Origin of the sequence: Micromonospora sp. NPDC048169 (genome assembly GCF_040652815.1) — a bacterium.
GTDB lineage: Bacteria > Actinomycetota > Actinomycetes > Mycobacteriales > Micromonosporaceae > Micromonospora.
Genome location: NZ_JBEZMS010000034.1, coordinates 1 through 13,434, shown reverse-complemented (window position 1 = coordinate 13,434; position 13,434 = coordinate 1). Strand labels below are relative to the sequence as shown.

General features: G+C 72.9%; 16 protein-coding genes and 1 other RNA gene. 12 read left to right on the top strand and 5 right to left on the bottom strand.

What is annotated here, in order from left to right; translation table 11 throughout:
* Positions 1-9: 9 nt before the first annotated feature.
* Positions 10-477, bottom strand: a complete 468-nt coding sequence (locus AB0D28_RS23875; protein ID WP_357389102.1) for a MarR family transcriptional regulator — start codon at positions 475-477, stop codon at positions 10-12.
* 56 nt (positions 478-533) lie between these two features.
* Here AB0D28_RS23875 and AB0D28_RS23870 point away from each other — a divergent pair, with 56 nt between their 5' ends.
* On the top strand, positions 534-1,757 hold the full coding sequence (locus tag AB0D28_RS23870) for an MFS transporter (protein WP_357389100.1): 1,224 nt from the start codon (positions 534-536) through the stop codon (positions 1,755-1,757).
* A gap of 24 nt (positions 1,758-1,781) precedes the next feature.
* Here AB0D28_RS23870 and AB0D28_RS23865 read toward each other — a convergent pair whose 3' ends face one another.
* Positions 1,782-2,543: a sulfite exporter TauE/SafE family protein gene (locus AB0D28_RS23865; protein ID WP_357389098.1), complete on the bottom strand. Its 762-nt coding sequence runs from the start codon at positions 2,541-2,543 to the stop codon at positions 1,782-1,784.
* Positions 2,544-2,700: 157 nt separating this feature from the next.
* Here AB0D28_RS23865 and rnpB point away from each other — a divergent pair.
* From rnpB to AB0D28_RS23840, 5 genes are all read left to right on the top strand, one after another.
* Positions 2,701-3,109, top strand: an RNA gene (gene rnpB, locus AB0D28_RS23860) — RNase P RNA component class A.
* Positions 3,110-3,145: 36 nt separating this feature from the next.
* Positions 3,146-3,316: a hypothetical protein gene (locus tag AB0D28_RS23855; RefSeq protein WP_357389096.1), complete on the top strand. Its 171-nt coding sequence runs from the start codon at positions 3,146-3,148 to the stop codon at positions 3,314-3,316.
* A gap of 11 nt (positions 3,317-3,327) precedes the next feature.
* On the top strand, positions 3,328-4,113 hold the full coding sequence (locus AB0D28_RS23850; RefSeq protein ID WP_357389094.1) for a maleylpyruvate isomerase family mycothiol-dependent enzyme: 786 nt from the start codon (positions 3,328-3,330) through the stop codon (positions 4,111-4,113).
* A gap of 130 nt (positions 4,114-4,243) precedes the next feature.
* Complete coding sequence (locus AB0D28_RS23845; protein ID WP_357389092.1) at positions 4,244-4,963, top strand: hypothetical protein; 720 nt, start codon at positions 4,244-4,246, stop codon at positions 4,961-4,963.
* A gap of 115 nt (positions 4,964-5,078) precedes the next feature.
* Positions 5,079-6,035 (top strand): threonine/serine dehydratase, encoded by a 957-nt coding sequence (locus tag AB0D28_RS23840; protein WP_357389090.1) that lies wholly within the window; start codon positions 5,079-5,081, stop codon positions 6,033-6,035.
* 88 nt (positions 6,036-6,123) lie between these two features.
* Here the strand turns inward: AB0D28_RS23840 and AB0D28_RS23835 are convergent, their stop codons facing one another.
* Both AB0D28_RS23835 and AB0D28_RS23830 read right to left on the bottom strand, forming a co-directional pair.
* Positions 6,124-6,609, bottom strand: a complete 486-nt coding sequence (locus AB0D28_RS23835; RefSeq protein ID WP_357389088.1) for a roadblock/LC7 domain-containing protein — start codon at positions 6,607-6,609, stop codon at positions 6,124-6,126.
* Entirely contained in the window at positions 6,606-6,977 is a 372-nt protein-coding gene (locus tag AB0D28_RS23830; protein ID WP_013287772.1) for a hypothetical protein, read from the bottom strand. The genes AB0D28_RS23835 and AB0D28_RS23830 overlap by 4 nt, the downstream gene beginning before the upstream one ends.
* A gap of 237 nt (positions 6,978-7,214) precedes the next feature.
* Between AB0D28_RS23830 and AB0D28_RS23825 the strand changes: the two genes are divergently transcribed.
* Both AB0D28_RS23825 and AB0D28_RS23820 read left to right on the top strand, forming a co-directional pair.
* Positions 7,215-7,541 carry a PadR family transcriptional regulator gene (locus AB0D28_RS23825; RefSeq protein WP_357389086.1) on the top strand — a complete coding sequence of 109 codons (327 nt, stop codon included), beginning with the start codon at positions 7,215-7,217 and terminating at the stop codon, positions 7,539-7,541.
* Positions 7,535-8,488 (top strand): hypothetical protein, encoded by a 954-nt coding sequence (locus tag AB0D28_RS23820; protein ID WP_357389084.1) that lies wholly within the window; start codon positions 7,535-7,537, stop codon positions 8,486-8,488. The genes AB0D28_RS23825 and AB0D28_RS23820 overlap by 7 nt, the downstream gene beginning before the upstream one ends.
* A gap of 4 nt (positions 8,489-8,492) precedes the next feature.
* On the opposite strand, the gene AB0D28_RS23815 is transcribed toward AB0D28_RS23820, so the two are convergent.
* Positions 8,493-9,767 carry a M48 family metallopeptidase gene (locus AB0D28_RS23815; protein ID WP_357389082.1) on the bottom strand — a complete coding sequence of 425 codons (1,275 nt, stop codon included), beginning with the start codon at positions 9,765-9,767 and terminating at the stop codon, positions 8,493-8,495.
* A gap of 180 nt (positions 9,768-9,947) precedes the next feature.
* Between AB0D28_RS23815 and AB0D28_RS23810 the strand changes: the two genes are divergently transcribed.
* The 4 genes from AB0D28_RS23810 (at position 9,948) to npdG (ending at position 13,273) form a co-directional block, all read left to right on the top strand.
* Positions 9,948-10,151, top strand: a complete 204-nt coding sequence (locus tag AB0D28_RS23810) for a hypothetical protein (RefSeq protein ID WP_018787041.1) — start codon at positions 9,948-9,950, stop codon at positions 10,149-10,151.
* 77 nt (positions 10,152-10,228) lie between these two features.
* Positions 10,229-10,984 (top strand): histone, encoded by a 756-nt coding sequence (locus AB0D28_RS23805; protein ID WP_357389080.1) that lies wholly within the window; start codon positions 10,229-10,231, stop codon positions 10,982-10,984.
* 87 nt (positions 10,985-11,071) lie between these two features.
* Entirely contained in the window at positions 11,072-12,508 is a 1,437-nt protein-coding gene (locus tag AB0D28_RS23800) for an RNB domain-containing ribonuclease (protein WP_357389078.1), read from the top strand.
* 66 nt (positions 12,509-12,574) lie between these two features.
* On the top strand, positions 12,575-13,273 hold the full coding sequence (gene npdG, locus AB0D28_RS23795; RefSeq protein ID WP_355015308.1) for an NADPH-dependent F420 reductase: 699 nt from the start codon (positions 12,575-12,577) through the stop codon (positions 13,271-13,273).
* Positions 13,274-13,434 lie beyond the last annotated feature (161 nt).

The window sequence follows — 13,434 nt, the reverse complement described above, 5'->3', positions numbered from 1 at the left end:
TAACACGCCTCAGCGGCGGCGGTTGCGGGCGTCGAGCGCCTCGTTCAGGCGGTGCAACATCTCCGCCAGCGTCTCCCGGTCCGCCTCGGGCCAGGCGGCGAGGATGTCGCCGTACAGCCGGGTGCGGGCCGCCCGCACGGCGGCCATCCGCTGCAGGCCGGCCGCCGTCGCGGAGATCACCGTGCCGCGCCCGTCGGCCGGGTCGGGGGTACGCGAGATCAGCCCGTCGCGCTGTAGCGCGGAGACCTGCCGGGTCACAGTGGAGCCGTCCAGGCTCAGCCGCGCGGCGAGCGCCGACACGTTCTGCGGGCCGGCCGCGTCGAGGTGCCGCAGGATCACGTACGCGGCGCGGTCGAGCAGCCGGTGCTCCATCGTGCCGGTGCCCCGGCGGGTCGCCTCGCCCAGGCGCATCAGCAGCGCCACCTCGGTCTCGATCCGGCCGAGCGTGGCCTCGGGGGCATGGACGTCATCGCTCATAGCTGTATGATACAAGGAAAATACCTGTACGATACAGCTATCTGGGAGGTTGCGGGGTGGATCGCCGATCCGAGCCCAACCGCAGTGCCATCTACGCCACCACGCTCGTGGCGTTCCTCGCCATCGCCGGCATCGCCGTCGTCGACCCGATCCTGCCCGCCATCGGCGAGGCGATCGGCGTCACCGCCTGGCAGGTCGAGCTGCTCTTCACCGCGTACATCGCGGTCATGGCCGTCGGCATGATCCCGGCGACGCTGGCCAGCGGCCGGTTCGGTTTCAAGCCGGTGCTCGTCACCGGCGTCTCGGTGGTCGGCCTGGCCGCGATCGGAGCCTCGTTCAGCAACGACATCGTGCAGCTCTCCGTGCTGCGCGGTGTCTGGGGCCTGGGCAACGCCATGTTCTTCGCCACCGCCATGGTGGTGCTGGTCAACCTGGCGAACGACAGGGAATGGGTGGTCGGCCTGTTCGAGACCGCCCTCGGCCTCGGCTTCGCCGTCGGCCCGCTCATCGGCGGCCTGCTCGGCGAGGTGAGCTGGCGGCTGCCGTTCTTCGTCTGCGGCGTGTTCATGGTGCTCGCACTCGGCGTCGCCGCCCGCAAGCTCCGCGAACCGGCTCACAAACAGCCGCCGGTACGCCTCGGCCAGATCTTCGCCACCTACCGCAGACCCGCGTTCGTGACGCTCTGCGTGGTCACCGCCGCGTACAACTTCGTCTTCTTCGTCGTCCTCGGCTACACGCCGCTGTTCCTGCGCCTCGACGTCATCCCGCTCGGCCTGGCGTTCACCGGCTGGGGCCTCGGCCTGGCCGCCGGCATCCTGCTGATCGGCCACCGGCTCGCCCACCGCATCGGCGCGGTGCAGACCGTCGGCGTCGCCCTCCTCGGCCTGCTGGCCTGCATGGTCCTGTTCGCCACCTCCACCGGCACCGCCATGTCACTGGTAGTCCTGGTGATCGCCGGCCTGTTCATGGGCCTCGCCAACGCCAACCTCACCGACCTGGCGCTCGGGCTCGGCTCCGCCGACCGGCGCGTCGCCACCGGCGCGTTCAACCTGGTCCGCTGGGGCGCCGCCGCACCCGCGCCGATCATCTCCGGCAAACTCGCCGAGCACAGCCTCGCGCTGCCGTTCTGGGTCGGCTTCGGAGTGCTCGCCGCCGGCATGATCGCCTACCTCGCGTTCGGTCACCTGATGGCGGCCGGCTACGGCGAACGGGTCATCTGGAACCGGGCCGCCCGCCGCGCCGAGCACGCACCGGAGGAGCCGGTGGGGGAGGTCTACTGACGGGTCCGGTCTTGCCGCACGGCGTCAGGTGAGCGCCCGCCACAGCAGGTAGCACCCGATGGCCGTGCCGAACACCACGATCACCGTCTTCAACACCACCTGCGGCAGCCGGCGGGCCAGCCGCGCGCCCGCGTACCCACCGAACAGGGTGGCCGGCGCGACCACCGCGACCGCCGCCCAGTTCACCGGGCCGAACAGGGCGAACACGACGAGCGTGGTCAGCCCTACCACCGCCGAGAGCAGGTTCTTCACCGCCGACACCCGGGCCAGCGTCGTGTCCAGCACCAGCGCCAACCCGGCCACCAGCATCACCCCGAGGGCCGCGCCGAAGTAGCCGCCGTACACGGTGCCGAGCGCGACCATGGTCTGGACCGTGACGGTACGGCGGCGCGCGCTGAGTCGCTCCGGGTGGCCGACCAGCCGGCGCAGCGGACCCTGGAACGCGAGTACGGCTGTCGCGCCCAGCACCAGGAACGGCACCACCAGCTCGAACGCGCGCGCCGGGGTGGCGAGCAGCAGCGCGCACCCGGCGATCGTGCCGAGCACGGCGGTGGGCAGCAGCGACCACAGTTCCCGCCCGCGCGGCAGGTCCACCCGGCTGCCCGCCACGCTCGCCACGTACCCGGGAAAGACCGACACCGAGTTGGAGACGTTGGCCGCCACCGGCGGCAGGCCGGTCGCGATCATCGCCGGGAACGTGATCAGCGAGCCACCACCGGCCACCGCGTTGACTGTGCCCGCGGCGAGACCGGCGGCGAGCAGGAGCGCGGCGTCGGAGAGATCCATGGTCCCCCGAGGCTAGTACGGCGCCAGCCTCGTTGCCGCGCTGGCCTTGCGCGTCCCGTATGCGGTCTGTTCTGGCTTTGCGTGCTGCCCTGGCTCGGGGTGGACCGGGGTGGAAATGGCGGCGGCGGGTGCGTCGTTAGGATGAGGGCGCGACGGACGAGTCGACCGGGCGGTCGCGTCGACGGGCTCCGGCCCGTCGCCGAGGAACGTCCGGACTCCACAGGGCAGGGTGGTTGCTAACGGCAACCCGGGGTGACCCGCGGGACAGTGCCACAGAAAACAGACCGCCGGCCCGTCACGGGACGGTAAGGGTGAAACGGTGGGGTAAGAGCCCACCAGCACCCCGGGTGACCGGGGTGGCTCGGTAAACCCCACCCGGAGCAAGGCCAAGAAAGGGCCGTCACCGCAAGATGACGACCCGCGCAGACGCTTGAGGGCTGCCCGCCCGATGTCTGCGGGTAGGCCGCTGGAGCCTGCCGGCGACGGCAGGCCGAGATGGATGGCCGCCGCCGGTGCGCCTACGGGCGTGCCGGGCACAGAATCCGGCGTACAGGTCGACTCGTCCGTCGCCCACCCCAGGCGCTGCGGGATAGCCGCCGAGCATGCGCTACCTCAGCCGGTCGTTCCTCCTCGGCGCGCCGCACCGCAGGAAGGAGATCGAGCAGTTCCTCGGTCCTCACGGTGAGGGCATCGAGGTTGTCCGCTGGGTGTCCAGCTGGCCATGGCAGGACGGCTGCAACGAAAATCGCTGTCCGGTCGTCGGAGACCGGTGATAGAAAGCCGCGTGGATCAAACTCTCACGTTCGCCGATCACCTGCGGCTGATCAGCGAACGCTCTGCGGCCTTCCGCGCTGCGGTCGCCGCGGCCCCCGCTCTCGACATGCAGGTTCCGACCCACCCCGGCCGGACGCTGTTCGATCTCGTGCAACACGTGGGCTTGGCGCGTCGCAAGTCGGCCGCCATCGTCGCCGCGGGGCCCGCGGACGCACCCCCGGAGAAGTCGGCCTGGGACGACGGCACGGGTGCGCCTCGGGAACGTGAGGCGCTGCTGGCCTGGTGGACCGAGTCCATCGAACAACTGACGAGCGTGCTGCGTGAGGCCGGCCCGGACCGCAGTTGTTGGACGTGGTGGGACGACTCGCCGTCACCGCAGACCTCTGGTGCCTGGGCGCGGCGGCAGGTCCCCGAGATCGCGGTGCACACCTATGATGCCCAGCTCACTCTGGGCGCCCCGCAGCCGTTACCGGAAGAGGTCGCCCTCGACGGTTTCGACGACTGCCAGTTCACCCTCTGCGCGACCACTGTCGCCTGGCCGCATGCCCCCGCCGTCGTCGAGTACCACGCCGTCGAGGGTCGCTCCTGGCGGCTTCGGCTCTCCCGCGACGGCGCACAGGTCGCCCGGCTCACGCCCGCTACCGGAGAGGGTCCCGAAACGGCCGACGCCTCCGCCCGGGGCACGGCGAGTGACCTGGTGCTGTTCTTCTACGGCCGCATACCGCTGGATTCGCTGCAGTTCGAGGGCGACAGTCGCATCTTCGATCAGCTCGCGGCGTGGGACCCGTCCGCGTGACGACCCGATTGTGGTGAACCGCGAGATGGCCGGCAGGCGACGTCTGGTCAGAGCCTTGTCGGATTCCCGACCTGGAGCGCGTCCGATCGGTTGGTCCGCACCTGCGGAAAGTGGCTGACACTCGAACGTCATGGACGAGGAACCTGGTGAAGCGGCTGTCGGTGTCCTGGTCGCGGCGTTGGGCGGCACCGCGAGCGCCGGACTTCAGGCAGCGGCTGAGAAATTGCGTGCGCGAATTCATTCTCAACTGGTGGATGTGGATAGCAGCGAGATCTACGAGAATTGGGAGGTTGCCCCGCGGAGCACCCGGAAGCAGGGCGATCTGGCAGCCGCCATCGGTTTCCTGGCCAGAGACGATCCTGATTTCGGGGCCAACCTGAAGGAGCTGATCGACGAGGCCAGGGCGCTGTCGATCGTGCAGGAGGGCAGGCTGGCCGAGGGAGACCAGGCCGACAGTTCCGTCGAGGACGGTGAAGACTCCAGTTTCGTCAGCGGCCTGGTGTACGGCGATACCTACGTCGACGACTACGCCTCGAACTCACACAGCGCCACGAATTCGAAAGCCGTCATCATCGGTGGCGGAATCGTCGTGGCCTGCTTGCTGGGGCTCGCCATGTTCCTCGGTGTCCGGCAATTCACTGACTCGGGTGAGATAACGGAGGACTCGACCTGTCAGGAATTCCTGGAGGCGCCCGCTGAGGAAGCCCAGCGGGGTCTTGGTCGCATCGGAGCCGAGCTCGGCGTCAATACGGGGGTCCCGCTCGCGCCGAACGCCATTTCCTACGACTGCGGCAGGGAGCCCACCGCGCGCCTGGGTGACGTCGTCCTGCGCTACAGAGGGCAGTTCTGACCGGTAGTCGAGTGCCGGCACGGGAGACGCGGCGACGGTGCCGGGGCCTGCGACGGGTGCCGGGCGGTCGGACGGCTTGGGGATGCGGGGGGGCGGCGTGTGGGACGCTGCGGAGGTGATCGAGCTTGCGGACATCGAGGCGGCCGCGCACCGGATCGCCGACGTCGTCGTACGTACCCCGACCCTGCCCAGCCCGGGACTGTCCGATCTGCTCGGCGTACCTGTCATCGCCAAGCTGGAGCTGCTGCAACGTACCGGATCGTTCAAGGCCCGGGGCGCGGCGGCGAAGCTGCTCACGCTCGACGACGCCGAGCGGGCGGCCGGGGTGGTCGCGGTCAGCGGCGGCAACCACGGCATCGCGGTCGCGGTGATGGCCGGCGCGCTCGGGGTGGCGGCGACTGTGGTGATGCCCCGCAGCGCGCCCGCCCGCGCGGTCGAGATTGCCCGCGCGGCCGGGGCCGACGTGCGGCTGACCGAGGACATGGCCGGCGCGTTCGCGCTGATGAACCGGCTGCGGGACGACGGAATGACGTTGCTGCACCCGTTCGACGACCCGATCGTGCTGGCCGGGCAGGGCACTGTCGGGCTGGAGTTGGCCGACGACGCCGGTGAGCTGACCGACGTGCTGGTCAGCATCGGCGGGGGCGCGCTGATCTCGGGTGTGGCGGCGGCGCTGCGGGCGCGGCGGCCGGGGGTACGCGTCTGGGGCGTGGAGACCGAGGGCGCGCAGGCGATGTCGCAGGCGCTTGCCAAGGGTGGCCCGGTCGAGGTGCCGCTGTCGTCGATCGTCACCACGCTCAGCGCGCCGAGCGTCTCGCAGCTCACCTACGAGCACGTGACGGCGCTGGTCAGCGACGTCCTCGTGGTCTCCGACGCCGAGGCGGTGCGGGGCACGCTGGAGCTGGCCGAGCACGCCAAGGTGTGGGCCGAACCGGCCGCCGGGTGCCTGCTGCCCGCCGCCCGCCGCGTGGTCGAGCGGGTGGGCGGCGACGTCCGGCTGGGCCTGGTGGTCTGCGGCGGCAACGCCACAGTGGCCGACGTGACCGCGTGGGCCGGCCGCTTCGGCCTCTGACCGCCCGCCGCGTCACACGAGCGGCAGGATCCAGGGGTACGCCGGCCGCCTCGGCCCGGACGGGTGGGACCGGGACGACCGGCGTACGTCAGGACGTGGCCGGGCTGACGCCGTCGAGCAGCTCGGCGAGCCGGGCCGCGGTGGTCGGGGCGTGCAGGTGCAGCCGCGCCACGTTGATGCTGTCGGTGCCGATCACGGCGAGCAGCGCCTGCCCGTTGATCGCGTACACGCTGAGGTAACCGCCCGCGTTGCGCACTGTGGACTGCTGGAAGTCGCCCTGTTCGAGCCGGAAACCGACCTGGCGGCCGAGGCCGTACATGGTGGCGGCGAGCGCGGCCAGGTCGTCCGGGTCGGCGCCGTTCTGCAGGTTGTGCGTGACGAGCAGGCCGTCGACGCCGCCGAGGACGCAGCCGTGCACGCCGGGGATCTGCAACCGCAGCGCGGACAGCTCCTGGCCGATGGCCGGGTACGGCAGCGCCGGGTTGCCGGCCAGCGATGGCGGCAGCGCGCGTAGTGGCGGCAGCGTGCCGGCCTGGGCGCGCGAACGGCGGGGGAGGTCGTCCACCCGGCTCACAGTTCCAGGCTCTCCTCGATCGTGCGCAGTTGGTGCCGCGCCATCGCGAGGTTGGCCCGGCTCTTGCTCACCATCAGGTAGAGGAACAGGCCCTTGCCGGTGCGGTTGCTCAGCGGGCGGATCAGGTGGTATTGGCTGCCCAGCGTGATCAGGATGTCCTCGATCTCGTCGTCGAGCTTGAGCATCTCGATGGTGCGCAGCTTGGCGCGTACGACGTCGGTGTTGCCGGCGGCGGCGACGGTCAGGTCGATCTCGCCGGTGCCACCGGCGACGCCGAGGGTCATGCCACTGGTGTAGTCGACGAGCGCGGCACCGATCGCGCCGTCGATGTTCATCGCGTTCTTCAGCGCGATGTCAAGGTTGCCCACGATTTCTCTCCCCAACTCGGGCCGCTGTCGCCGGAAGCGCGACAGCGGATTCGTCCGTCGAGGCTCGCATATGGAGTCGTGCGGTGCACCAGGGCCACCGGTGATCCACCTGAGCGGGCCCCGCCGGACCGGCCACCGGTCCCGCCGAAGGGGACACACCGTCCCATTGTCGATCACCGTTCGTCCTGCTACCTCGGGGTGCACTCGCCCTATGTAGAGTTCCGATAGAGTACCGCTGTGCGACTGACCATCCCGGTGGTGAAGGTGCTCTCGGCGCTGCTCTCCGAGCCCGAGGGGCCGCGTTACGGGCTCGACCTGATGCGGCTCACCGGCCTGCCCAGCGGGACGCTCTACCCGGTGCTGCACCGCCTCCAGGCGGCCGGCTGGCTTGCCGCCGACTGGGAGGACGTCGACCCGGTCGCCGCCGGCCGCCCGGCCCGCCGCTACTACCGCCTCACCGGCGAGGGCGTCCGGTCCGCCCGGCTGGCGCTGGCCGAGCTGCGTGCCCTCGTACCCGCCGAACGTGCCGGTGGCGCGGACCCGGCCGGGGCGCCGGCGTGGTGACCCGGCGGGTGGCGATGCTGCTGTTGCGCGTCGCGGCGCGCCGCTGGCCGGTGGAGCTACGCGCCGACCTGGCCCGGGAATGGGACGCCGAGCTGCACGAGCTGGCCCGGACCAGCCGGCGGTGGGGAATGCTCCGGTTCGCCGGGAGCCTCGCGGCCGCCCGGTCGGCCACGCCACTGACCGGCCGGGCCGGGTCGCGGCGGCTGGGGCGTACCGCAGGGGTGTTGCTGTTCGCGCCGCCGGCCTGCCTCGCGGTCCTCGCGGTCGCGGCCGCGGTGATGGCCCTGGCGCACGGGTGGCTGGAGATGCGCGCCGCCGCGCAACTGCCGGCCTGGTCCGGGCTCACCGCGCTGCTCGGCGTGGCGCTCGCGCTCGTCGTCGCCCGGGCCGCCCGCCGGACCGTACGCGTGGGGGCGCTGCCCACCGCGCTCGGCGTGGTGCTGCCGATCGCCGCGACGGTGACCGTCACGTCGGCGCTGCTCGCCGCCCGAGGCGAGAGCCGGGTCTGGGAGAGAGCATCAGGGCTGCTGCTCTGGCTGGGCCTGCTGACGGCGGCGCTCTGGGCCGCCGGGGCGCTGGCGCGACGGGGCCGGCTCCGCCTCGCGTGGCTGCTCGGGCTGGCCGGCGCGCTGGTGGCGGCGGACGCGGCGGTGGTGCTCGCGGTGGTCACCTCGATCCCGGCCGGCGCACCGGTGGCGGACGGCCTGCCGCCGGACTCGGTGGACCGGATCTCCGCGCCGCTCTGGCTGTTCACCTGCTGGACCGACTCCTCGTTCGGGCTGCCCCGGCCGACCGGGTGGGAACGGTTCCTCATCACCGACCGGGTGCTCGTCGAGCCGATCTTTTACCTGGCCTGCACGCCCTACGCCGTGGCGTACGCGATCACGGCGGCCCGGCCGGCGCCGGCCGCCGTGGCCGGTCCGGCGCCCGTACCGGTCCTCGCCTGAGCGGTCAGGCGCTCCAGCTCAGCGCCCGGCCCGCCCGCTCGTAGTGCCGCGCCAGCTCGGCGTCGATCCGCGCGGCCCGCTCCTCGGTGAGCGTCACGGCCGGATCCTGCCACTGCCGCGCGCCGAGCATCCGGTGCCGCAGGCCGTTCGGCGGGTGGGTGGCGAACAGCGAGGTTTCCTCCCGGACGGTGAGCTGGCGTTCCAGCGACAGCCGTTCGGTAGCGGCGTCCAGCGCGCGCCCCGTCTCCACCCGCCAGGCGTCCGGCCCGTGGCCGCCGCGTACCGCGTTGCGCACCGCTGTGGCCACCGAGTCGGTCCGCAGCGTCGTGTCCAGCAGCCGGGTCGCGCCCGCCGTGCCGCCGGCGCGGGCGGCCATCTCGTCGGCCAGGTACTCGGCCCGCTGACTGTCGCGCAGCGCGGTGGCGACGAGCACCACGTGCCCGGCGAACAGCAGCCGGGACAGCGTCCAGGAGGCGAGGTGCCCGAGCCACTCGCCGACCATCACCAGCAGCCCGCCGCCGTCGGACCCGCCCCGCGGCCGGAACAGGTCGGCGGCGTTGCCGAGCATGGTCAGCGCCGGCTGGGTCACCGGCCCGCGGCGTACGTCGCCGTTGACGAAGTGGCCCAGCTCGTGGCCGAGCAGCGCGACCCGCGACGGGCCGTCCAGCGCGCCCCACAGCGGCAGACCGAGGCCGAGTACGCGCCGCCGCCGCAGCCCCACCGCTGTCGCGTACGCGTTGATGCCGCCGTCGACGCCGATCACGTGCGGCACCGGCGCGCCCACCGCCGACGCCACCTCCCGGACCAGCGCGTGCAGCTCCGGCGCGTCCCGTTCGGTGAGCACGTCCAGGTCCGGGTCGACCCGGCCGAAACGCGGGCGCAGCGCCACCGCCAGCGCGATCAGCGCCACGCCGCCGACCACGGCGAGGTTCGGGAAGGGGTACGCGAACAGCAGCCACACCCCGGCCACCGCGAGTCCGGCCACGCCGAGCAGGAGGAGCACCGAGATGCCGGCGACGAGGACGCCGGTGAGCCCGCGCCCGGTCGACTCCAGCGGCCGGCCGGCCAGTGCGGCGTACTGCTGACGGGTCAGCCGTGCGGCGAGCCGGTGGGTCCGCCGGTCGATCCACGACCAGCCGAACTCCGGCGCCTGGCGGCCCGCGTCATAGGTGTCGAGGTTCCAGTCGCATCCGGCGCACCACGGCAACGCCCCGTCCAGCGACACCGGCGTCGCGCCGCATCGCGGACAGGCCCCCGTGCCCGTCGTCTTGATGATCACGAGCGCTGATCCTGTCCGGTTCGCACCGGTGCCGGTACCGGCCGTTCGGACGAGGACAGGGCTCGCGCCGGTCTTCCGCCGTTCCCCGTCGCAACTCCCCGACCAGGTCTAATGTGGAGAAGAGTGACTATTTGCGCCGTTCCGGTGGCGGACGGGCGGTTCGCGGTGCACAGTGATCGCATGAGCGACGACGGAAGTGGTGGGCACTACTACTGGTGCACGCGACACCACCGGGTCGAGACCGATGCCGACGTGTGCCCCGCACGGCATGTTCTCGGACCGTACGCCTCAGCCGCCGACGCGGACAACGCCCTGCAGACGGTGCGGGAGCGGAACGACGCGTGGGACGCCGAGGACGCCCGTTGGGCCGGGGAGGGCCGCTAGACGGCGCGGGAGGGCCCGCGTCGAGGTGATCCGTGCTCCGCGAGGGCGAGAGCACGTCCCCAGGAAAGGGAACCGAGATGGCCGAAGCACAGCAGGCCACCCGCCCGGCCGCGAAACGGACGACCGCGAAGAGGACCACCGCGGGCAGGTCGACCACGGTCACCAAGGCGTCGCCGAACGCCTCGGGTGCCGGCGCCGGACGGACGCCGGCGAAGAAGGCGGTGGCGAAGAAGGCGGCCGCCAAGAAGGTCGTGTCGGCGGTCCGCAGGGCCCCGGCCACGAAGGCCACCACCAGGACGACCGCCAAGAAGACCACCGCGAAGAAGGCAGGCACCCGGACGGCGCCGGCCGGCCGGGCCACCGCCAAGAGCGAGCCCGCCAAGAAGGCCACCGCCAAGAAGACGACAGCGAAGAAGACCACGGCGGCGAAGAAGACCACCGCCGCCCGCAAGAGCACGGCGGCGAAGTCGACGGTTACCGCGCGCAAGAGCACCACCGCGAAGAAGGCGCCGGCCCGCAAGACGACGACCGCGAAGAAGACGGCGGCGGCGACGAAGGCGACCGGAGCGCGGAAGGTCACCGCGGCGGCGAAGAAGACCACCGCCGCCAAGAAGACCACAGCGGCGAAGAGGGCCCCGGCGAAGAAGACCACGGCCTCGACCCGCCCCACGGCGCGCAAGGCGGCGGCCAAGAAGGCGCCCGCGCGCAAGACCACCACCGCGCGCAAGACCACCACCACGGCGAAGAAGACCACCGCCGCGAAGAAGGCGCCCGCCCGCAAGACCACCGCCGCCAAGAGCATCGCCCGGAAGGCGCCGGCCCGCCGCGCCTGACCCCCGCCGCCCTCCCGCGCGGCGCCGGGCGGACACGGCGCTCGCCCCGGAGGGCGGAACGAGCGGGGCGCTGTCAGGATTGACGGCGTGGTGATCCGACGCGTACTGGCGCCCCGTATCGACTTCGGCGCGCTGCGCCGCGAGCTGGGACTGCCCGAGAGCTTCCCGGCCGCGGCGCCGCGCGAGGCCGACCTGGCCGCCGCCGCGCCGCCGCCCGCCGTCGCCGACCGGACCGACATCCCGTTCGTCACCGTCGACCCGGCGAGCTCGCGCGACCTCGACCAGGCCATGCACCTCACCCGCCGTCCCGGCGGCGGCTACCGCGTCCGGTACGCGATAGCCGACGTCCTGACGCACGTACGCCTCGGTGGTGACCTGGAGGCCGAGACGTGGCGCCGGGGACAGACGGTCTACCTGCCCGACGGCAACGTGCCGCTGCACCCGCACACGCTCAGCGAGGGTGCGGCCAGCCTGCTGCCCGACGCCGACCGGGCCGCCGTGCTCTGGACCGTCGACCTGGACGCCGACGGCGGCACCGTCGCGGTCACCCTGGAGCGGGCGCTGGTGCGCAGCCGGGCCAAGCTCGACTACGGCGGCGTGCAGCGCGACGCCGACGCCGGCCGGCTGCCCGAGCCGATCGCCCTGCTGCCCGAGATCGGTGCGCTGCTCACCGCCCGGGGCCTGAGCCGGGGCGCGATCAACCTGCCGCTGCCGGAGCAGGACGTCGAGCCCGACGGCGACGGGTGGCGGCTGGTGCTGCGCGGCCCCGGCCCGATGGAGGAGCACAACGCCCAGATCTCGCTGCTGACCGGGATGGCCGCCGCCGACATCATGCTGGCCGGCCGGATCGGGCTGCTGCGCACCATGCCCGGCCCGCGCCCGGAGGCGGTCGAGCGGCTGCGGCTGGCCGCCGGACCGCTCGGCGTGCCCTGGCCGGACGGCACCCCGGTGGGCCAGGTGCTCGACGGGCTGGACACCTCCCAGCCCCGGGTCGCCGCCTTCGTCGACCAGGCCGCCGAACTGATGCGCGGCGCGGCGTACACCGCCTTCGACGGGGAGCTGCCCGAGCAGCCCGGGCACGGCGGGGTGGCCGCCGCGTACGCGCACGTCACGGCGCCGCTGCGCCGCCTGGCCGACCGCTACGCCACCGAGGTCTGCCTGGCGCTGCACGAGGGCCGCGAGGTGCCCGAGCAGGTCCGGGCGGCGCTGCCGAAGCTGCCCGAGGTGATGGCCGCGACCGACCGGACCGCTGGAGCCGCCACCCGGGGCGCCGTGGAACTGGCCGAGGCGGTGCTGCTCGCGCACCGGGTGGGGGAGACGTTCGAGGCGGCGGTGCTCGACGTGGACGAACCGCGTCCGGCGGGCAACGGACGCCCCGGCCGTCAGCCCGGCGGCACGATCGCACTGGACGAGCCGCCGGTGCGCGCCCGCTGCACCGGCGAGCTGCCGCTCGGCGAACGCGTCCGGGTACGCCTCACCGCCGCCGATCCGGCCCAGCGCCGGGTCGCCTTCGAACGGGCGTGACCAGCGCGGCGATTGTCACAGCGACGGGATGCACCGCACGCCGCCGCGCTTTGCGAGGATGAGCCCATGGCTTACGACGCGACCACGCTGCCCGACGTCTCCGGGCTGACCGTCGGCATCATCGGTGGCACCGGCGACCAGGGACGGGGGCTCGCCTACCGGTTCGCCCGGGCCGGGCAGACGGTGCTGATCGGCTCCCGCACCGCCGAGCGGGCCACCCAGGCCGCCGCCGAGATCGCCGCCCTGCCCGGCGTACCGGAGGGCGCCGTCGTGTCCGGCGGCGACAACGAGGACGTCGCCCGGCGCAGCGACGTGGTGATCGTCGCGGTGCCGTGGGACGGGCACGCCGCCACCGTCGCCGCGCTCGCCGAGCCGCTGGCCGGCAAGATCGTGGTGGACTGCGTCAACCCGCTCGGCTTCGACAAGCAGGGCCCGTACGCGCTCACCGTCGCCGAGGGCAGCGCCGTGCAGCAGGCCGCCGCGCTGCTGCCCGAGTCCCGGGTCTGCGCCGCGTTCAACCACGTCAGCGCGCCGCTGCTGGCCGACCCGGAGATCGACCGGATCGACCTGGACGTGCTGATCTGCACCGAGGACCGGGAACTCGTGGGCGTGGTCGGCGCGCTGGCCGCGCGGATCCCCGGCATGCGGGGCATCTACGCCGGGCGGCTGCGCAACGCCCACCAGATCGAGGCGTTCACCGCCAACCTGATCGCGATCAACAAGCGCTACAAGGCGCACGCCGGCATCCGGGTAACCGACCTCTGACGTGCCGCGCCGTCGCCGCCCACGCCGTCGCGTGGACGGGCGGCGCGTTCGGCGCGCCGATGGCGCGTGTTAAGAGGTCCTAACTTTTTGAGGGTGGGCGTAACCGACTGGATGTGAGGGTCGTTTCGTCTGAACGTGAGGAGGGGTGAGCAGCCGCCGTG